The following is a 19,941-nucleotide window of genomic DNA, read 5'->3' as shown; positions in this document are numbered from 1 at the left end:
TAAATTCCCCCTAAATTTCGCATCTAAAAATGCATATTTTCATATAAGATCGTTTAGTACATCCCCCAAAATAGCTAGCTGATATGCTTAGATCCTTTTCTTTTTACTGACTCTACCTAATAAAAATGCGCTAGCCCCAATGCCGATCATTGTATTGGTCTTTTTATTGAACATCTGCTTCGCAACAAGATTAAGGTTTTGTGGCCGCTCCGCCAGTCGACGCATGAAATAGCCATACCAATCTACTCCAAATGGTACATATGTACAGAATTTATACCCCTCATTAGCAAGCTCCAGTTGTAATTCATTCCGAAAGCCATATAGCATTTGGAATTCAAACTTGTCCTTGGAGATATTATTATCTTTCGCAAACTTTTTAACATGATTGATAACATGATGGTCATGTGTTGCGATAGACGAAAATTTACCATTCAGCAAATGATATTCAATCAATCGAATATAATTCTGATCAATATCTTTTTTATCTTGATACGCTAAGTTTTCTGGCTCTTTGTAAGCACCTTTAACGATTCGCATGCGGTAGTCTTTGTATTTCTGAAGGTTTTCATCCGCCTCATAAAAATAGGCTTGGATAACTGTTCCGATATTCGTGTAGTCATTTGAAAGCTCATCAATGATGTCAAAGGATGGCTGTAAATGTCCATAATCCTCCATATCAAAATTGATGAATATAGCATAGTCGTTTGCTTTCGCAACAATTTCTTTTAGATTATCTAAGCAGAAATCATAGTCAATATCTAAGCCAAGCTGTGTAGGCTTCAAAGAAATATGCGCGTCCAATGCATGTTCATGAATCGCTTCGATGACTGCTAGGATTTGTGTTTTTGCCTCAATCGCCTCTTGCTTCTCGAAAACAAATCCCCCAAGGTTATCGATTGTTGCAGCAATACCTTTTGCATTTAATTGCTTTACGCTTTCTACCATTTGTTCAACGCTCGTTCCTGCAACAACTGACTGTGCCCCTAGTTTTAACCCCCATCGTTTTGCACCGCTATTCAAAACTTTGTTTTGTGACAGTAAAATAAAGAAATCTCTTGTTAATCCCATGATCAATACCTCCATTTTGTGTGATTACTATTAATTATTTTAATAAAAAACCTTCTACATATGGGTCTGTTGCATCTAATGAAAACTGATGAATCCCTGTCATCCATGCAGATCCAGTAATCTTCGGTATAATTGCTTTAATATTTTGGACTTCCGTATAATCAACGACTGCCCCTTTAAATCGTGATCCAATGATACTTTCTTGGATGATTTCTTCACCTTTGTTAAGATCTAACGTTGCAAGTTTCGCGCATGTCCCTGTTCCACAAGGCGATCTGTCAATTTGTCCGTCTCCAAAAACAACTGTATTTTTATAGTGATTCTTTTCTACTTCTAAACTAAATTCCACAAGGTCAACTGTATTAATTTCTGGAATTTCAGGATGTACTATTGTTAGTTGCTCATTTACAGCTTTCCTAATCGCAATACCAAGTGCCACAATTTTATCTTGTTCTTCAATATTTAATTCCAAATTGAATTGCTTGGCATCCACAATCGCAAAGAAACTACCGCCGAATGATATATCCAAATTGACATGCCCTACGTCATCTACTAAAACGCTTACATTCTTTTTCAACAAAAATGCGGGTACGTTAATAAAAGACACTTCTTTAACTTTGTCATTGTCGTACACGATATAACATTCAACAACTCCAGAGGGTGTATCCAATAATACCTTGTCCCGTTTCTCAATCAGCCCTTGATCGATTGCTATTGTTACAGCCGCAATCGTTCCATGCCCACACATATTTAGATAGCCGCCACTATCCATAAATAATACACCAAGATCACATTCCACATTGCAAGGTTCAGTTAAAATTGCACCAAACATATTCAAATGTCCTCGTGGTTCATGCATCAGTAGCTTCCGTATATGATCCATTTCAGTTTTCATATAATTTTTCTTTTGCATCATGCTATTCCCTCGGATTTCTGGAATACCATCAATCACAATTCTGGCTGCTTCACCCATAGTATGGGCATCAATCGTCCGTATACAATTCCCTATCATCACCATAAAGCGTTTATACCTCCCAAGTACATAGTTATTTCTTGCTCACTACTATACTTGCAAGAAGCGTGCCAACTCAAAAAAGTATATCTAATCCCCATATTGCAATCGTTCGTAAAATTCATTACAATAGGAACTGTTCATTAAGTTTACAGTATTGTAAATACAAAATTAACACTAACAACTTTACTCAGGGAGGATGTTGTAAGCAATGAATACTATCCCCATTGAACATTCGCACTATTATTTGAACACATTAATCGAAACGAGTTCTGATGCAATTGCCATTATTAACGCCTTAGGAGAAGTAGAATATTGGAATTCTCAAGCTGAACAAATTTACGGAATACCGCTGGCAGCTATAAAAAACAACAAGATTAGTACCTTTTTTAAAAAGGAAGATTTAAAGTTATTAGAGATTCTTGAAACGAAAAAGCCCGTTTATAATGTCTATCATCAACCCCTCCCGGATAAGCATGTCCTCATAAGCTCATCCCCTATTCTAGATAGTGATGGGAACTTAATCGGAGCCATTTCAATCGATCAAGACATAACAAGCATTGTAAAATTAAATGAAAAGTTATCATTAACAACTACAGAATTACAAAAGGTCAAACAACAATATAATTTACAGGGACAAATAGGTCCTTTCTCTGAAATTAAAGGACATAGTAGTGCCATACAATCCACAAAGGAATTAGCGTTAAAAGTTGCGAAGACAGATGCGACGGTGTTAATTCAAGGGGAAAGTGGTGTAGGTAAAGAACTTTTTGCACAAGGCGTACACGAAGCAAGCTTACGTAAAGATCAACCTTTTATCCCCATAAATTGTGGTGCAATTCCCGAAGCTCTTTTTGAAAGCGAGTTCTTTGGGTATGAAAAAGGATCTTTTACAGGCGCTCACAAGGACGGAAAAGCTGGAAAAGTGGAGATGGCTGACGGCGGTACATTATTTCTAGACGAAATTGGGATGTTACCTCTTGATATGCAAGTAAAGTTACTTCGTGTCTTACAAGAAAGAGAAGTTTCTCGAATAGGTGGCAACGTATCAATAAAAGTAAATAGCCGAATCGTCGCTGCAACTAATAGTAATTTAGAAGACATGATTAAAAAAGGGCTATTCCGCGAAGATTTATATTACCGCTTAAATGTTGTTACTTTGAAAATCTCCCCACTCCGAGAGCGAATCGAGGATATCCCAATTTTAGTCACTAGTTTCGTTCAAGAGTATTGCGCAAAATATCAAAAAGAAATACCCACACTTCTGAACAGCGCCATGGAGATGTTCACAAACTACCAGTGGCCAGGTAATATTCGAGAACTACGAAATGTTGTTGAACGAATGATTATCATTATTGATAATTCAACGATTCATGCAGAAGACATTATGGCTATATTCCCCGTCACAACTGACAACCTTGTAAACAAAAAAGGATTAGCCCAAGAGAAAGCTCAATTGGAACATGAGCGTATCAAAGAAGTACTTATTGAAACATACGGAAACAAAAGTGCCGCAGCAAAAAAATTAGGTATTTCGAGAGTCAGTCTTTATAATAAAATTAAACAGTATAATATTGATGTTTAAATTAAGGCGAACAGTTTCTACCTATAGTTCTTCGCAAAAAACAGAGTGAACTACCAAAATTGGTAGCCCACTCTGTTTTTCATCTTAATTAACAATATCCCATAGCTTTGCTTGAGCAAGATATGACTTCCGTACCTGCAAAGTGACTGTAATCACACCCGGATGACGACCGATTTCTATGGAGCCTAGACCGTAACACCGAATAGTTTCGCTGCACGCGCAAGGCCATTGTCGGTCGCCACGTTTAAAGTTGGACCTGTTCCGAAGATTCACTGAGCAAATGATTCCTTAAGCACTTTCATCCCCATATAGAATCGTCGAACTAATGATACAGCTTCATTTAATATTTCTTTTGTTTTAACCGGTTGGAACTTCACTAAATAATCGCTCCCTACACGCAATGACCGACTGATCATTGCGTTTTCACACTTTATTTAGGTTAGAATCCGCAAAAGGATACTCTTTTTGAAAAGAAATTGATTATATATGTTGATTTAAAGGTTACCATTGAATTTACTGTGGGGCTCAATAAGGAGAGAGTTGTATTTCGGGGTGTGGATTGTAGAACACTTAGCGCTTTGGAGATGCCTTTTCCATACCTTCGATAGGGTGTTCATTATCGAGAGAAATGTGATTTTGAGATGAATATGCCGAGATTACAAGGCGATTACTACTTGATACTAATTGTATTCAAGAAAGACGCACTCTAGGTTGCAGATTCCATCACAGATAATGAAATGCGCTTTCTCAAATAGACCATCCAGCGCAGGCGCGTCTTCGTGCTAGCCGGAGCGATAAGACTGAAAGTGGTTTCCTTTCTGGCTTATCGCGGGAGGCATCCACAAAGCGTCGAAGCGGTATTAGGGGGAATCCTAATTCATTCCAATTACAAGGACTTTTTCCGAGATTCAAACTCCTATATACAGAAATGAAAATAACCCTAAGCACTCCATAAAAGGAGCCCTTAGGGTTATTAGTTGAATTAGTTGAAGAAATTGATTATATATCCTATTAGAATACCTATAACACCGAAATCAGAATCACCAAAAGTTGTACCTTCAAATCCAAGTGAACCTAGAACAGGCATCAACATTGCGGGAAGGAAACTGATTAACAATCCTTGTACAAAAGCACCAATTATAGCACCTCTACGCCCACCCACTGCGTTGCCGAATACTCCGGAAGCAGCTCCACAGAAGAAGTGTGGAACGAGTCCGGGGACGATAACAGCTAACCCTGCAAGCGGTAGTAAAAACATACTTAACAGTCCTGCTGCAAAGCTTGATAAGAATCCAATGATAACTGCGTTTGGTGCAAATGGGAATACGATAGGAACGTCTAATGCAGGTTTCGCATTTGGAACAATTTTATCTGCGATTCCCTTAAATGCAGGAACGATTTCCGCTATTAACATACGAACACCCGCCAAGATAATGAATACACCCGCGGCGAACGTAATTGCCTGTAACAAAGAGAACACTAAGAAGTTTGCACCATCGCTCAGGTTTTCTTCAATGTATGTAGGACCAACAACCAAAGCAACCACAAAGAACATAATTGCCATTGTTAATGCCAATGCTACAGAAGAATCACGTAAGAACCCAAGTGATTTTGGCACTTTTACATCTTCAGTCGATTTCGTTTTGTCTCCAGTCAATTTAGCAACTTTAGCTGCTACAAAATAACCGAATGAACCGAAGTGACCTACAGCAATATCATCCGAGCCCGTAATTTCTCTTACTGTAGGTTGTAGCATTGCAGGTAGTAGAACCATTAATGCACCTAAAATAAGTGAGCCTACGATTACTATCATTACACTACCCATGCCCGAAGTTGACAGAACAGCAGCAAGTAAACAAGCCATGAACATTGTGTGATGCCCAGTTAAGAAGATGTATTTAAATTTCGTGTATCTTGCTATGACTATGTTAACCAGCATACCAATTAACATAATCATAGCTGTTTCAGCACCGAAAGCAGTTTGTGCCATAGCTACAATTGCTTCATTGTTCGGGATAACACCTTGAATATTGAATGCTTTTTCAAACATATTTCCGAAGATGTCAAGTGAACCTACTAATACAGCCGCACCTGCTCCAAGAATAATGAAGCCCATTATGGTTTTTAATGTTCCAGAAACAACATCAGTAATTGCTTTCTTCTGCAATAGTAAACCAAATAAAGCGAACAAACCAACCAAAATGGCAGGTGTTCCTAAAATATCCTTCATTATCAGATCAAACATATTATTGCTCCCCTAAGATATGAGAAGTCAACGCTTTCTGGATTTCAACTGCACTGACCATATTAATGATACCAATTGTTTTTCTATTACCGTCTTGCAATTGTTCCATAATTTCAGGGGTACCAATGTAGTAATCAGCTGCCTCTGATTTTGCACTCGCTAAGTCCATATTTTTGCATTCGGCATCAATATTCAATTCTTTTAGTGCTTTATTTACGTTCATTGACAGAATAAAACTCGTTCCTAGTCCGTTCCCACACACTGCTAAAATTTTCATCTTATATTCCTCCTATGATTGCTTGTTTTAATCGTACTTTTCAATTTCTTATATAGAACGTTACAAACCTACTGAACTGAGAACTCTGAAACTAAGTCAAGAATATCCTGTTTTGTCTCCGCCTCCTTTAAATATTGCAATTTAATAGGATCACTTAACAACTTTGTCAATTGAGCCAACGCCTTTAGGTGTGTTTGATTATCAATCGCAGCTAAACAAATAAATATTTCAACTTGATTGGCTTCACTGTTTAATAAGTGCGCAGATTTTTTTAGTTTCAACAAGCTCATTCCTAATTTTTTAACACCGAATTCTGGGCGTGCATGAGGGATTGCAATTTGCTCACCAATGATAATGTACGGTCCCATTGTCTCAACGTTCTCAATCATTACGTCAATATATTGATTTGTAATTGAATCGTTTACCAGTAGCGGTTCTGCTGCTTTCTTGATTGCATCTTTCCAATTTTCGATTTCATCCATAAATTGAATATTTTCTTCGATTAATAAATCTTTTAGCACCGGTTGTTTCCTCCTCGTATTCAAGCTATCCTTTTGAAATAACGCGTGCTGCAATGCACTTTTTAACAACTCTGGCTGTTTGATGTCTGCATATTGGCGAATGATTTTCATTAATTCATCCGAAGTTGGATAATGGTAAGGCTGTTGAAGCGTCATCCCTTTTACCGTTTGGACGAGTTCATTCTTTTCCATTTCGCTCATGATCGGTCTAATCATATACAACGGTTTTTTTGTTTTAAGTAAAACAGTGGAAAATACTAAATCATACTTCGCTTCATCGAGATGCTGAAAGTCATAGGATGAAAGCGATGAAGTCCAATGAAATTGCGGAAAAAGCGATTTTAATTGGTTTTCTAGCATTATGCTGGAACTAATCCCATTTGGACAAACAATTAGAGCCCTGAATACTTTACTTTGACTCTCACTATCCAGCTTAAGTAACCCACCAAAATGAAGGGTGAGGAAGCCAACCTCATCTTCAGGTATTTTAATATTCAGCATTTCTTCAATAGGTTTTAGTACTTCCTTTACAACTGTAAACAAATCATGATGCTCTTCCTTAATTTCAGCAAGCAACGCATTTGTAATTGGTATTTTAAAGAGCATTCGGTAATAAGCCGGTTTAAAATGCAAATATAACGTTTCAATTGCTTTGTTTCTATCTAGCAATTGGATACATGCATAACGTTCAAAACTAACAACAATTTGTTCCGTGATTTCAAGCAGAGTATCAGTCCTAGTAGGGCTAACTTCTCCTTGGCATATACCGAGCAGCTGGATTGTTAGAAAGGATACTTCTTCCGGGTGAGTCGTATATCCTAAACGTTGCTGAATCAATCCCGAAACTATGAAAGCTTTTTTCTTTTCTAGAAAACTCACCGTATCCGGATAAATCAACACCCTTTTTTGTTGCCGTTGGCGAATATGGATCATTTGAAGTAAGTAAATAAATTCATCCAATCTTTCTTCAATGAATGTAAATGAATATTGCTGTTCAAAATCCTTCAAAATTTGCTGATAAAGATCATATTGATTCTCAAACTGTTGCTGCTGAAATATAAAAGTGAATTTCTCATGTGCATGTGGCTTAACTTTCAATATTGAAATCGCCTTGAGCATCAAATTCCGCTTATCTTCTTCTGATCCTTTTAAATGATATCCTTGCTCACGTGTATAGCGCATCTCAACTCGGAAATCGATACAAAACCGATTGACCCGTTTTACATCTGCACTGACAGTATTTTTACTAATTCCAAAAGTATTTTGAAAGTGAAAATTAGAAAGGGGTTCGCGCCTGATAAAGGTATATAACAAGATAATGATCACGCGTTCTTCCTGGTCAAAAGAAAATTGATTTGTTGTAAAATCTGTGTTGTTATCTTTCCAAAAATTAATAACCTCAGTTGGTATGAGAATTCGGTCATTTGAAATGCGAATCGGTGACATTCCCTCGCCAATTAAGTAGTTATTTATTTTTTCTACATCATATTGAAACTGACGTCCGGATAAGTTCAGCATGTCAATAAACCAGGATAGCTGTACTGGCTTCAATTTCATTAATTGGAAATATGTATTCAAGCTTCTGCTCTCCAACATAACTAGCTCCCCCTTACAAAAACTATACTCGAAAACGCTTTCACTTAATATTACATTTGGTCACAAAAGTTGTCTGAGTGTTCGTGTTCTATTGGTATTCACTTTTCTATCGTATTTAACTTTGGGCATTTCCACTTAATTTTAGGGATCTATATATGTTGAACAAATGAATACGGCGTATGCGCTTTACAAGGGCTTTTGGGAGGCCGCTAAAAAAAGTCCCAATACTTAGAACTAATTAGAATTCCCGCCAATACCGCTTCGACGCTTTGTGGATGGTCTATGTGAGAAAGAGCATTTCATAATTTGTGATGAGATCTGCAACCTGGAGTGCATCTTTCTTGAATAGAATTAGTAGCAACTAGTAATCACATTATAGTCTCGGCATATACATCTCAAAATCACATTTCTCTCGATAATGAATACCCTAGCACAGGCGCGGAAAAGGCATCTCCAAAGCGCCGAGTGTTCTACAATCCACACCCCGAAATACAACTCTCTCCTTATTGAGCGCCACAGTAAATTCAATGGGATTCTTTAATTCAACATATATAGTACTAATACGTTAGTCCCAGGCACCCTTCACAGCGAGCCATTTGATAACAATAATTTGTCCATATAAACTTTCAAGTACTCTTAAAATACTTCAGTCAGAACTCCTTTATTGTAAAACATAAATACATGAATTGAGACCGAAGTAAGTAGACTTTCTTCCTCCATCCCCAGAAAATAGTATGCCCTTTTCAATGGACGATACGAAATCCTCTGGTCAATCAGACAGCGTATTCCATGCTCGTCCTATAATTTCCAAATCCTCTCCAAGCATATACAGGCTCTAGCTCTTCATCCGCTAAAGAGACTGTAAATATCATATATTCATCAATGTATTCGATCGATATACAGCGCTCTTGAAACTGATTGAAGTTTCCAGCTAGCTGCTTGTGGCATTTAGCATACACTTGCAATTCAACCTGACCCAATTTTCACCGCCAAAACACAGTACTGCTGCCCCAATTATACCTCGATTTCACTTTAATTCACCAAGGAAGCTTTAACTCCACTGACACATCAAACTTCATAAAAACATCGAAAAATATGGCTTTGTCGATTAATCCATGTGACACATCGTCATAATAATCGAATAGATTGAGCGGGGATCATTGGTTTAAAGAACTTGAAACTAACTTTCAAAGGAAGCAATTGAGCAATTGAGAAATTCAGAAAGATGAATTGATTTTATTGCTTAATATAGAGTGCCCCATGTGAAAGTGATTTTGTTTGGTATCCGTAGGTAGCATCCACTAACAAAAACGACCTCATCTATAAATAGATGAGGTCGTTTTTGTTAGTTAGATCAATTAATCTTCTTCTATTTCTTTACGGTTTTTCTTGAAAAGCTTGGATAATAGTTCGTAAGCGATCGGAACAACAATCAGTGTCAATAACGTTGAACTGATTAAACCACCGATTACTGTAATACCAAGACCTTTGGAGATCAAACCGCCACCGCCGCCTGATCCAATTGCTAATGGAATTAGTGCACCGATCGTAGCAATCGCAGTCATAAGAATTGGACGTAAACGCGTCACACCCGCTTCAAGAACTGCTTCACGCATTTTCAAACCGCTACGTTCCATACGGATAATACGGTCTACTAGTACAATCGCGTTCGTAACAACGATACCGATTAACATTAATAGCCCCATCATGACCGATACAGAGATTGTTTCACCCGCGATTAATAAACCAACAAATGAACCAATGACTGCAAATGGTAACGAGACGAGAATCGCGAATGGTGCGACGCCCTCACGGAATGTTACAACCAGGATGAAGAAGACAATTGCTACTGCCGCAAGCATTGCCACAATAAGTTGTGTAAATGTCTCCGTCATATCCGCTGCCACACCAGCAACACCGACCGTAACACCTTTAGGTAAATCAAGTTTATCAATTGCTTTATCTACTTCAGATGTCGCTTTTGAAATATCAGCATCAATGATTGTTCCTGAAACTGTTGCGTAATATTCACCTTGGCTTCGAGCAAGTGCATTTAACGTAGTCCCTTCCTCAACTGTTACCAGCTCAGAAAGTTTCATTGTCGTACCGAGTGCTGTCGGTATCTCTGTCGCCAAAAGATCATCGATTGATTTTGGTTGTACAGCTTCTTCTTGCTGCACGATTACTTCTAATGTATTTTTATCTTTTTCAACCGTTGTTAATACATCGTTTGTACGCATCGGGTTTAGCATCATCACGATTTGCCCCGTTGTTAAGCCATACTGCAGTAATTCATCTTGCTCTACTTTGAATTTGTATTCAACGTAAGCATCTTTTGCACTTGAAGAAACATCTTCTAAGCGATCGTTTTCATTTATAACACCTTCTACCATTTTTACAGCTTCATTTAGTTTATCTAAATTTTCACTGTAGAATGTGTAGCTAACCCCACCCGTAGGCATTGACATTGAAGTGAAGTCTTGGCTCTTCCATTCGCCTGATTGACCAATGTCGAACACATAGTCTTCAATTTCCGTACGAGCTTCCGCAAAGTTCTTCATATCCGGGTCGAAAATGAGGTACATTAAAGCGCCACCAGATCCTCCGCCCATCATCGCGGACATTGCATCGCCGGAATCAGTAACAGATAGTTGAACAATGTCAATATCTTTATTTTTTAATAACTTTTGTTCTACAATTTCAATATTTGCTAACGTATCTTCCATTAGCTCGCCTGTTTCCGGCGTGTACGTTAAGTACATCACTTTTTCTTCTTCACTACCCATAAAGCTAAAACCAATTAATGGCGTTAATGCCACACTGCCTGCCAACATAACGACAGCAATTAGTGAAGTAATGACTTTATGGTTTAATGTCCAGCCCAGAACACCTTTGTACCATGTAGCTAATTTACCGACCTCTTTATGGCGGCTTTCTGTCTTCTCACTATATAACTTTTTCTTAAATAAGAAGTGAGATAATGCAGGTACAATTGTAATGGCAACAATTAACGAAGCAACAAGCGCAAACGTCATTGTTAATGCAAATGGTAAGAATAGCTCACCGACCATACCACCAACGAAAATAAGTGGCGCAAATACCGCAACTGTCACTAATGTTGAAGACATGATTGGTTTGAACATTTCAATCGTCGCTTCACGCACAAGTGCCCGGCCTGATAATTTTTCTGTTTTTAAATGCAAACGACGATAAATATTTTCAACGACGACAATCGAGTCATCGATTACACGTCCGATGGCAACCGTAATCGCACCAAGCGTCATAATATTTAACGTAATACCCAACCAGTTTAGTAACAGTAAAGCCATGAAAATCGAAACTGGAATGGATATGATCGAAATAATTGTTGATTTGAAATCACGAAGGAACAGAAGAATGATTAAAATGGCGATCAAACCACCAAATAACGCTTTTTCAATCATCGTTGATACTGAAGCTTCAATTGGCGCACCTTGGTCAAGTGATACATCGATGACAAGACCGTCTATTGTTTTCTGTTCTTCTTTAATTAAGTCCTTCACAGCGTTTACAACATCAACTGTGTTTGCTTGTTGCCCTTTAATAATTTGAATGGCAATGGCATTTTCACCGTTTGTACGTGAAACCGACTCTTCTCTACCTACGACATCAATTGTAGCAATATCGCTAAGCTTCACAAATGGTGCTGTGTTTGTTGCGGATGGTGTTACAGGAATAAGCATTTCCTTTAATTCATCAGCAGTCATGAACTTGCCGTCTACTGAAACAGCTTGCTCACCTTCTTCAAACTCGTAAAGACCCAGTGACACAGCTAAATCACTTGCTTCGATCATTTGCTTGACTGTATCTGGCGTTATGCCCAGTGCAGCCATCTCTTCATCTTTATACGTAAGTTGCACTTCTTCAATATGCTGACCTGCAATCGTTGCAGATGCAATTCCATCGATTTTCTCGATTTTCGGAAGTAGTATTTCCTCTACTGTTGACGTTAATTCAACAATATCTTCTGTTTGACTACTTACACTTAGTGCGACAACCGGCATCATATTCATGCTAATTGCTGTAATCGTTGGCGCTTGTGCTCCTTCTGGTAAAGACACTGCATCTAGTGCGGAAGTTAATGCACGTTTCGCCTCTTCCATATCTATGCCATATTCGTATTCCACTTGAATACTTGACATATTAGAATAAGAATTTGAAAAAACGGCTTTCACATGTTCAAGATTGTCTACCGCTTTCTCTAATGGAATGGAGACATCTTTCATCACTTGCTCTGGAGTAGCTCCAGGATAGACACCCATTACCATTAAGTAAGGAATTGATATATCTGGCAACGTCTCCGTTTTCATTTGTGTACTTGAATATATACCGGATACAACAATGATAATTGTAAGTAGCCATACTGCTAATTTATTCTTTAGGACAAAATTGACTAACCCTTTCATTCTTACACCTTCCCCAAATTGACTTTACGAACTCAAATATTTATACTAATGACTAATGAGTCAGTTGTCAATGATAAACCCTAGGAGCGATATAATCATAATGATAAAAAAACAACTAATTATGGATAAGGCTTTAGAACTTTTTGCAGAACAAGGTTTTGAAGCTACCTCTGTACAACAGATAACAGCACATTGCGGGATTTCTAAAGGCGCCTTCTACCTATCTTTCAAGTCAAAGGACGAATTGATTTTAGCATTGATTGATCATTTTATGATCCAATTTATAACCAGTATTGACTATGAAGTCAATACCACGAAAAATGATGAAGATTTGTTATTCAATTTTTATTACACGACTTTCGATTCTTTTCATAAGCACTCTGACTTTGGCAAAATTCTTATTAAAGAACAAATGCAATCATTTAACGAAGAGTTCATCTTAAAAATTCGTGCATACGATCAATTGATGGAGAAAGTAATTTTATCGATGGTTGAACGATTATACGGCGAAGAAATTGAACAGATAAAGCACGATTTAATTTACTGCATTAAAGGCTTTATGAAAAACTATTCAGAGTTATTTTTATTCTATAACTTGCCATTAGATTCGAAATTACTTGCTCAATCGCTGGTTGAGAAAACGAATATACTAGCCAAGCATATTACCCTTCCATTTATTTCAAACGAGCTAGTTCAACTGTTTAAACAACCAATGCAGGAAGAAACAACAAAGGAGCAAATCCTTGAAATCATTGAACAAAATATAAAAGAAATTGAGGATTCTATTGAAAAAGAATCGTTAATTCTGCTTAAGCAACAGCTACTTAAACCTACTTTAAGTCCTGCTCTTGTGAAAGGGTTACTCGAAAACATTCGAAATCATCCTCATTGTAAATGGGTGGCTTATTTACTTCGGAATTATTTTGGGTTTTAAATGACACAGGATTAGACTTTTGTGCAGGTCAAATGTACTCGCCATTAATTACGGAAATACGAAACAAATCCTTGAATCTGCTCGGAATTTTTCACAAAGATAACACTGACTTTAATGATAAAATCACCACTATTGATAGGAACGATGAAATAATTGCCCCAAAATCAACAAGACATAGTTGAGGACGCAACAAAATCGTTAATGCAAGCAGATAAAAATACGATAGTCTATCAGACAAATAATGAACGCATTGTTATCGAAGTCCAAAAATCTACTGAGCTAAGAGGATTGGTCAGTTGAAAATTTGTATGAAGGTGTGCTACTTCTCACTTCATTTGAAATCTCCTTTAAGGGAAAACAACAACACTAGTGAATATCCCATAACACAATACTACAAAGAGCCCTTGGAAACTCTTACTGGAGTTCCCAAGGGCTCAAAATCTATTAAACATACTATTCAAATATAGGGCATTGTTTTGCTAAGATCTACACTAAGAAAAGGACAACGGGAGCGTGAAAAATCAGTTGCAAAATGGAATATCCAGCGCGATCTTTTGCTTTGACATCAAGGACACCCAATAAAGGTAACATAAAGAATGGATTTATCATGTTGGGAAGTGCTTCTGAAGCATTGTATACTTGCACAATCCACTTTCCACCGCCTGAAGGGAGAAACAACCCTAAAATGGCTGAGTATATTCCGGCAATAAATGGAGATTAGGTATTAAAACGAAAAAAGATACGTATAATTCTTTTACGCTAAGAAATTTTCTGCAACTATTTACAGAAGATAGCTCTTTCTCTAAGTGAAAGTATTTATATACTAAATTAGGCATATAATTACGACACAATTCAGTATTAAGTGAGTAGGATATAAAGAAATTCCGAAATCAACGCGAACCCAGCCTTCTTAACTAACGCAATGCTAATACGGACCTAATACATCTGTTACAACACCTAAAAAAACGCTTGGATATTTAATATCTAAGCGTTTTTGAATAGATTGGCTACAAAATCCTATACTTAAAATCTTACTTGCTACTATGCCAAATACGCTTCGCGGACTTCTTCATTAGTAATCAAATCATAGCCGTTTCCTTGAAGTTTTATTTCTCCTGTTTGAATAACATAACCTCTATGCGCAATTTGCAGCGCTTGATAAGCATTTTGTTCCACAAGTAAAATGGTTATGCCTTCTCGATTTAATTCTTTTATGATTTCAAAAATTTGTTCCACAATTATTGGGGCAAGCCCCATTGAAGGTTCGTCTAGCATTAATAAATCCGGTTCCATCATGAGTGCTCTCCCGATGGCAAGCATTTGCTGTTCCCCTCCGCTCATCGTACCGCCCTTTTGCTCGATACGATCTTTTAATTTCGGGAAATAGTGAAATACTCTTTCCATTCTTTCATTAATCACATATTTATTTTTCACAGAGAATGCTCCCATTAGCAAATTCTCCTTAACCGACAGTTTCGAAAAAATCCTTCTACCTTCGGGAACATGAGCAATTCCTAATAAAGTCGTTTCATGGGCAGGCTTGTTTGAGATTTCCTGTCCATTATATATAATGTTGCCAGTCTTTACTTTCACCAATCCGCTTATGGTTTTTAGTGTGGTTGATTTTCCAGCTCCATTACTACCTATAAGTGTTACAATTTCTCCCTTTTTCACTAACACGTCTATACCCTTTAAGGCATGTATACCACCATAATAGGATTCAACATTTACTAATTGAAGCATATAGTGTCCCCCTATCCCGTTTGAATAGCTCCCGATCCTAGGTATGCTTCTATAACCTTTGGATTATTTCTGATGTTCTCAGGCTTACCTTCCGCAATTTTTTCGCCATGATCCAATACAACAATATGTTCAGAGATTTCCATGACGAGCTTCATATCGTGCTCAATCAAGATAACGGTTAGATTGAATTCATGTTTCATGCTCTGTATAAGCTGAGTTAGATTTTTTGTTTCTTTTGGATTCATGCCTGCCGCAGGTTCATCTAATAATAAAACCTTTGGATTAGCAGCAAGGGCTCTTGCAATTTCCAGTCTTCTTTGTGCGCCATAACTTAGATTACATGCTTTTTCATTTAAAAGATGAGCTAGTCCTACATATTCCAATAAGTTATATGCATTCATTTCTGAAGCCTTCTCTTCCTTCCGAATGGCAGGAAGATTTAATAAAATACCCATTAGACCTGCTTTTAAATGGGTATGCATACCCACAAGGACATTTTCAAGTACTGACATTTCATTAAACAAGCGGATATTTTGAAATGTCCTCGAAATCCCTTTTTTTGAAACGTCATGCGGTTTTAATCCGTTTATTTTTTCATTTTCAAGGAGGATTATGCCCGACGTTGGCTGATAAATACCGGTTATCATATTAAAAAATGTTGTTTTTCCAGCACCATTCGGTCCAATAACTGCTGTAATTGAGTTTTTCTCTACTGTCATTGATACATCTTGATTTGCTGTTAGACCGCCAAATTTTTTTGTTATATTTCGAACTTCTAAAATAGACAATTACTGCACCCCCTTCTGCTACAGCTTCTCATTTTCCGATTGTTCCTGCGTTGTTACTAACTTAGCTTTCCTATTTACTCCTTGTAAATCCTTTTCGATAAATATACGGTTTTTTGCTGGCAAGAGTCCCTTTGGTCTATATAAAGCAAAGAGGATTAATAGGGCTCCAAATATGAAACGTTGCATTTTAGCTGGTGATAATGCATATGGAATCGAAATTATCCCCGACAAGCTTAGTTGATTTAACCAATTTGTCATTTCCGTCAATACTTGGAGATTCAGAATCGTCATAACGGCCGCCCCAAGAATAACGCCCGGGACACTTCCCATACCACCCAAAACCACCATTACTAATATCGTAATTGACTCAAGTAGTGTAAAGCTTGTAGGGTCTACAAATGCTTGTTTAGCAGCAAAGACGACACCCATCATCCCTGAGAAGGTAGCACCAATCGCAAACGCCATTAGTTTTGTCCGAACTAAAGGTACACCCATAGCTTGAGCAGCTATTTCATTTTCCCTAACAGCCTTCCACGAACGCCCTATTTTGGAGTGTTCAAAACGACGAACTGTAAAGATCGTGAAAAATAGGAGAACAAGTACAATGTAATAAAATTGGCTAGGATATAGGAAATCGATCCCAAATAATCTAGGTGGAGTTACGGAAGAAATTCCCATTGCACCGTTTGTTATATTAATGGGGCGATCTAGATTATTAAATATAATTCTAATGATCTCTCCAAAACCTAACGTAACAATAGCTAGATAATCTCCCTTAACCCGGAGAACTGGAATTCCAAGTAGAATTCCAAACAACGCAGCTACCAATCCACCTATGATAATAAATAGCCAAAAGCTTTCTCCCGATAAAGGGAAAGTTCCAAATGGCATAAAATTAGATGCTTGCGCTGTAGCAAAAATACCATATGTGTATGCCCCAACTGCGAAAAATGCTACAAAACCCAAATCAAGAAGCCCAGCCATACCAACTACAATATTTAATCCTAAAGCCATAGCAATATAGATACCAACAAGTGTCGAAACTTCCATGTAAGATTGATAAGCATCACCATTACTAGCTGTGAACGGCAGTAAAAACACTAGTACAAAACCCGCTATCAACCATTTTGTGAGATTAGTAAACTTTGTAAAATATAGCAGTAATAACGAAGTTAATAGAAGTAGAAAGGCGGCAACTGACTTCTGTGCCGTATATAAACTTAGTGATGTAACTCCGATGTAAATTAGAAGAAAGATTCCATGCGCAAGTTTGTTTTGTTCATATTTTTTCCATAGAGTTTTCAATCTTCTCACCTACACTTTCTCAGTGACCGGTTTGCCTAATAAGCCCTCCGGTTTAAAAAGTAACACGATGATCAATATCGCAAACGCAAACACATCTTTGTATTCGGCACCAAATATGCCACCAGTTAAAAGTGTTAAATTAGCAGATGCAAACATTTCTAATACCCCAAGTAGTAAACCGCCAATCATTGCGCCACGAATATTTCCTATGCCCCCTATTACTGCCGCGGTAAATGCCTTCAACCCAAGAATAAATCCAATATAAGGATCTATGGTTCCGTATTGTACAGCAAATAATACCCCCGTTGCGCCCCCAAGAGCAGATCCTACAAAAAAGGTTATTGAAATAACTTTATTCACATTTACTGTCATCAAGGAAGCTGTTTCTCGATCTTGTGCAACAGCCCGCATCGCCATTCCCCATCTTGTCCTATTCACAAATATATCTAGAGCAATCATCATAATTACCGCTGTAACTAACACAATAATAAATGATGTTTTTATAGATGCATCATTAAAAATGGAACTTATGGAAGAAGTTTTAATCAAAACTTGTTCTGTAAAAAGACTAGGTCCCGTTACAATGTAGTTTCCTTTTGTTAATTCTGCTATGAGTCTTACAATATCTTGTAATAAAAATGAAATGCCAATCGCTGTAATAAGCGGGATTAATCTAGGTGCATTGCGTAATGGTCTATATGCCAATCTTTCAATACCCATCCCCAAAAAACCTGTTAGAAAAGCAGTTACAATGAGTACAATAATTAGCATAACAATGGCAGGTAGCGCCGCCCCCCATCCAGTGCCTGTCATAAAGATTAATAGGGCTGTCCCAATAAAAGCACCTGTCATAAAGATTTCCCCGTGTGCAAAGTTAATTAATTCTAATATCCCATAAACCATTGTGTACCCTAAAGCAATTACAGCATACACAGTTCCTAGGGCAAGGCCATCAATCAAGACTTGCGGGATCGTTTGTATTATTTCGTTCAGCATAAGCTACCTCCTTGTCCAAGGTGTATAAAAGAAAGCGCAAGGCGCCGCACAGCTCCGACAGACATAAGCCGGTCTGACTTATGACCGAGGAGCTGGCGCCTGGAGCTAGACAGTCAAAATGAATCGTACCCTTCCAAGCTACTTAATTTTCGACTTCACCTTCTAATTGCGGTGGATAACTAGCTTCTTTATAATTAAAAATAAATACTTTTGCATACTTATTGTCGCCAATGTCATCAAAGCTTACTGTTGTCAACACACCTTGATAATCTTTTATTCCACGAACAGCATCTCTAACTTGCTCGCGTGTCGGCAATTTATTATTATTTGCTGTAATTGCATTCTCGATACCTTTTAATACCACTCCCATAGTGTCATAGCCGTATACTGAGTATGCTTCTGCATCACGATTGTTAATTTCTTTGTACCTTTCCATAAACTCTTTTCCAGCTTCTGATTCAGCAGGATCTCCTGCTAGAGTAGTAATGTACGTATTTTTAATTGCATCTCCAGCAATTTCAACGAGTGTAGAAGAATCTAATCCGTCTCCACCCATAATCGGGATATTAATACCTTTTTCTCTCGCTTGTTTTATTAATAGCCCGCCTTCTGCGTAGATTCCCCCGAAGTATACTAGATCTGGTTTCTTAGAAAGGATTTGGTTTAGAACTCCATTAAAATCTTTCTCTCCAAGCGTAATCCCTTCAAACCCAAGAATTTCAGCTCCTGCATCTTCAGCACCTTTTTCGAAGGCTTTCGCAAGCCCCGTACCGTATGCTGTTTTATCTTGAACGATAAAGATTTTCTTTGCTTTTAAAGTGTTAACTGCATAATCAGCCCCTGCTGGACCTTGAGAATCATCTCGAGCAACGATACGATTCACTGTTTTTAATCCTCTATCTGTAACTTCAGTTGCTGAGTTGGCTGGTGAAACCATTGGAATACTGTATTTTTCATATACTTCTGAAGATGGGATAGCAACACCTGAGTTGAAGTGACCGACAACTGCGAATATAGATTTATCTGCACCTATTAATTGAGCATTGGCCACCCCTTTTTTGGGATCGGCTTGGTCATCGAAAGGGACGAGTTGCAACTCAAATCCTAATTCTTTAAACTTTTCCTTTTGGTCGTCTAATGCAAGCTGTGCACCTAGCTTAATTACTTCTCCAATTGCGGCACTACCTCCTGATAGTGGTGTCTGAGTAGCGATTTTAATAATCGGTAAATCTTTTCCCCCAGTCGTTTTGGGCTTTGAACCACAGCCCACTAACATACCTACCACCAAAACTCCCGCTAACAATAAAGCTAAAGATTTTTTGACCTTCATGTTGACCCCCCATTCTTCTTAATTGAAGTACAAGCCTTTGTATATGTATATTGATTAGAAACAAGAATTAGGACAGATTATTCATTTTTATTTTCA

The 19,941-nt window shown here is 37.7% G+C and carries 14 protein-coding genes; 2 read left to right on the top strand and 12 right to left on the bottom strand.

What is annotated here, in order from left to right:
• Positions 1–87: 87 nt before the first annotated feature.
• The gene (locus AZE41_RS09690; protein WP_067208589.1) at positions 88–1,068 is read right to left on the bottom strand and encodes a proline dehydrogenase family protein; all 981 of its coding nucleotides are present in this window, start codon (positions 1,066–1,068) and stop codon (positions 88–90) included.
• A 34-nt stretch (positions 1,069–1,102) separates the two neighbouring features.
• Positions 1,103–2,086 carry a proline racemase family protein gene (locus AZE41_RS09685; RefSeq protein WP_082786548.1) on the bottom strand — a complete coding sequence of 328 codons (984 nt, stop codon included), beginning with the start codon at positions 2,084–2,086 and terminating at the stop codon, positions 1,103–1,105.
• A 205-nt stretch (positions 2,087–2,291) separates the two neighbouring features.
• Between AZE41_RS09685 and AZE41_RS09680 the strand changes: the two genes are divergently transcribed.
• Positions 2,292–3,665: a sigma-54 interaction domain-containing protein gene (locus tag AZE41_RS09680; protein WP_067208588.1), complete on the top strand. Its 1,374-nt coding sequence runs from the start codon at positions 2,292–2,294 to the stop codon at positions 3,663–3,665.
• A gap of 982 nt (positions 3,666–4,647) precedes the next feature.
• Here AZE41_RS09680 and AZE41_RS09675 read toward each other — a convergent pair.
• The 4 genes from AZE41_RS09675 to AZE41_RS09655 all read right to left on the bottom strand — a co-directional run bounded on the left by AZE41_RS09675 (position 4,648) and on the right by AZE41_RS09655 (position 12,749).
• Positions 4,648–5,910, bottom strand: a complete 1,263-nt coding sequence (locus tag AZE41_RS09675) for a PTS ascorbate transporter subunit IIC (RefSeq protein WP_067208586.1) — start codon at positions 5,908–5,910, stop codon at positions 4,648–4,650.
• Position 5,911: 1 nt separating this feature from the next.
• The gene (locus AZE41_RS09670) at positions 5,912–6,187 is read right to left on the bottom strand and encodes a PTS sugar transporter subunit IIB (RefSeq protein ID WP_067208583.1); all 276 of its coding nucleotides are present in this window, start codon (positions 6,185–6,187) and stop codon (positions 5,912–5,914) included.
• Between the two features lie 68 nt (positions 6,188–6,255).
• Positions 6,256–8,304: a BglG family transcription antiterminator gene (locus AZE41_RS09665; protein WP_067208582.1), complete on the bottom strand. Its 2,049-nt coding sequence runs from the start codon at positions 8,302–8,304 to the stop codon at positions 6,256–6,258.
• A gap of 1,358 nt (positions 8,305–9,662) precedes the next feature.
• Positions 9,663–12,749: an efflux RND transporter permease subunit gene (locus tag AZE41_RS09655; RefSeq protein WP_067208578.1), complete on the bottom strand. Its 3,087-nt coding sequence runs from the start codon at positions 12,747–12,749 to the stop codon at positions 9,663–9,665.
• A gap of 100 nt (positions 12,750–12,849) precedes the next feature.
• On the opposite strand from AZE41_RS09655, the gene AZE41_RS09650 reads away from it, so the two are divergent.
• Positions 12,850–13,683 carry a TetR/AcrR family transcriptional regulator gene (locus tag AZE41_RS09650; RefSeq protein ID WP_067208575.1) on the top strand — a complete coding sequence of 278 codons (834 nt, stop codon included), beginning with the start codon at positions 12,850–12,852 and terminating at the stop codon, positions 13,681–13,683.
• A gap of 486 nt (positions 13,684–14,169) precedes the next feature.
• On the opposite strand, the gene AZE41_RS23650 is transcribed toward AZE41_RS09650, so the two are convergent.
• The 6 genes from AZE41_RS23650 to AZE41_RS09625 all read right to left on the bottom strand — a co-directional run bounded on the left by AZE41_RS23650 (position 14,170) and on the right by AZE41_RS09625 (position 19,845).
• Positions 14,170–14,274, bottom strand: coding sequence for a hypothetical protein (locus AZE41_RS23650; RefSeq protein ID WP_418064806.1), 105 nt, complete (start codon positions 14,272–14,274; stop codon positions 14,170–14,172).
• A 450-nt stretch (positions 14,275–14,724) separates the two neighbouring features.
• Positions 14,725–15,426: an ABC transporter ATP-binding protein gene (locus AZE41_RS09645; RefSeq protein WP_067208573.1), complete on the bottom strand. Its 702-nt coding sequence runs from the start codon at positions 15,424–15,426 to the stop codon at positions 14,725–14,727.
• 11 nt (positions 15,427–15,437) lie between these two features.
• Entirely contained in the window at positions 15,438–16,214 is a 777-nt protein-coding gene (locus AZE41_RS09640; protein ID WP_067208570.1) for an ABC transporter ATP-binding protein, read from the bottom strand.
• Between the two features lie 18 nt (positions 16,215–16,232).
• Complete coding sequence (locus AZE41_RS09635; protein ID WP_067208567.1) at positions 16,233–17,519, bottom strand: branched-chain amino acid ABC transporter permease; 1,287 nt, start codon at positions 17,517–17,519, stop codon at positions 16,233–16,235.
• 9 nt (positions 17,520–17,528) lie between these two features.
• A complete protein-coding gene (locus AZE41_RS09630; protein WP_067208566.1) occupies positions 17,529–18,515 on the bottom strand; it encodes a branched-chain amino acid ABC transporter permease in 987 nt (328 codons plus the stop codon).
• A 142-nt stretch (positions 18,516–18,657) separates the two neighbouring features.
• On the bottom strand, positions 18,658–19,845 hold the full coding sequence (locus AZE41_RS09625) for a branched-chain amino acid ABC transporter substrate-binding protein (protein WP_067208565.1): 1,188 nt from the start codon (positions 19,843–19,845) through the stop codon (positions 18,658–18,660).
• Positions 19,846–19,941: the final 96 nt, after the last annotated feature.

Source organism: Sporosarcina psychrophila (assembly GCF_001590685.1).
In the GTDB taxonomy this organism is placed as follows: Bacteria; Bacillota; Bacilli; order Bacillales_A; family Planococcaceae; genus Sporosarcina; species Sporosarcina psychrophila.
The sequence above is the reverse complement of the archived record's forward strand: the minus strand, read 5'-3'. Positions and strand labels throughout refer to the sequence as shown.

Coding starts and splice junctions, on each gene's coding strand:
- AZE41_RS09690 (WP_067208589.1), bottom strand. CDS start 1,068: ATGGGATTAACAAGAGATTTCTTTATTTTACTGTCACAAAACAAAGTT.
- AZE41_RS09685 (WP_082786548.1), bottom strand. CDS start 2,086: ATGGTGATGATAGGGAATTGTATACGGACGATTGATGCCCATACTATG.
- AZE41_RS09680 (WP_067208588.1), top strand. CDS start 2,292: ATGAATACTATCCCCATTGAACATTCGCACTATTATTTGAACACATTA.
- AZE41_RS09675 (WP_067208586.1), bottom strand. CDS start 5,910: ATGTTTGATCTGATAATGAAGGATATTTTAGGAACACCTGCCATTTTG.
- AZE41_RS09670 (WP_067208583.1), bottom strand. CDS start 6,187: ATGAAAATTTTAGCAGTGTGTGGGAACGGACTAGGAACGAGTTTTATT.
- AZE41_RS09665 (WP_067208582.1), bottom strand. CDS start 8,304: ATGTTGGAGAGCAGAAGCTTGAATACATATTTCCAATTAATGAAATTG.
- AZE41_RS09655 (WP_067208578.1), bottom strand. CDS start 12,749: ATGAAAGGGTTAGTCAATTTTGTCCTAAAGAATAAATTAGCAGTATGG.
- AZE41_RS09650 (WP_067208575.1), top strand. CDS start 12,850: ATGATAAAAAAACAACTAATTATGGATAAGGCTTTAGAACTTTTTGCA.
- AZE41_RS23650 (WP_418064806.1), bottom strand. CDS start 14,274: ATGTTACCTTTATTGGGTGTCCTTGATGTCAAAGCAAAAGATCGCGCT.
- AZE41_RS09645 (WP_067208573.1), bottom strand. CDS start 15,426: ATGCTTCAATTAGTAAATGTTGAATCCTATTATGGTGGTATACATGCC.
- AZE41_RS09630 (WP_067208566.1), bottom strand. CDS start 18,515: ATGCTGAACGAAATAATACAAACGATCCCGCAAGTCTTGATTGATGGC.
- AZE41_RS09625 (WP_067208565.1), bottom strand. CDS start 19,845: ATGAAGGTCAAAAAATCTTTAGCTTTATTGTTAGCGGGAGTTTTGGTG.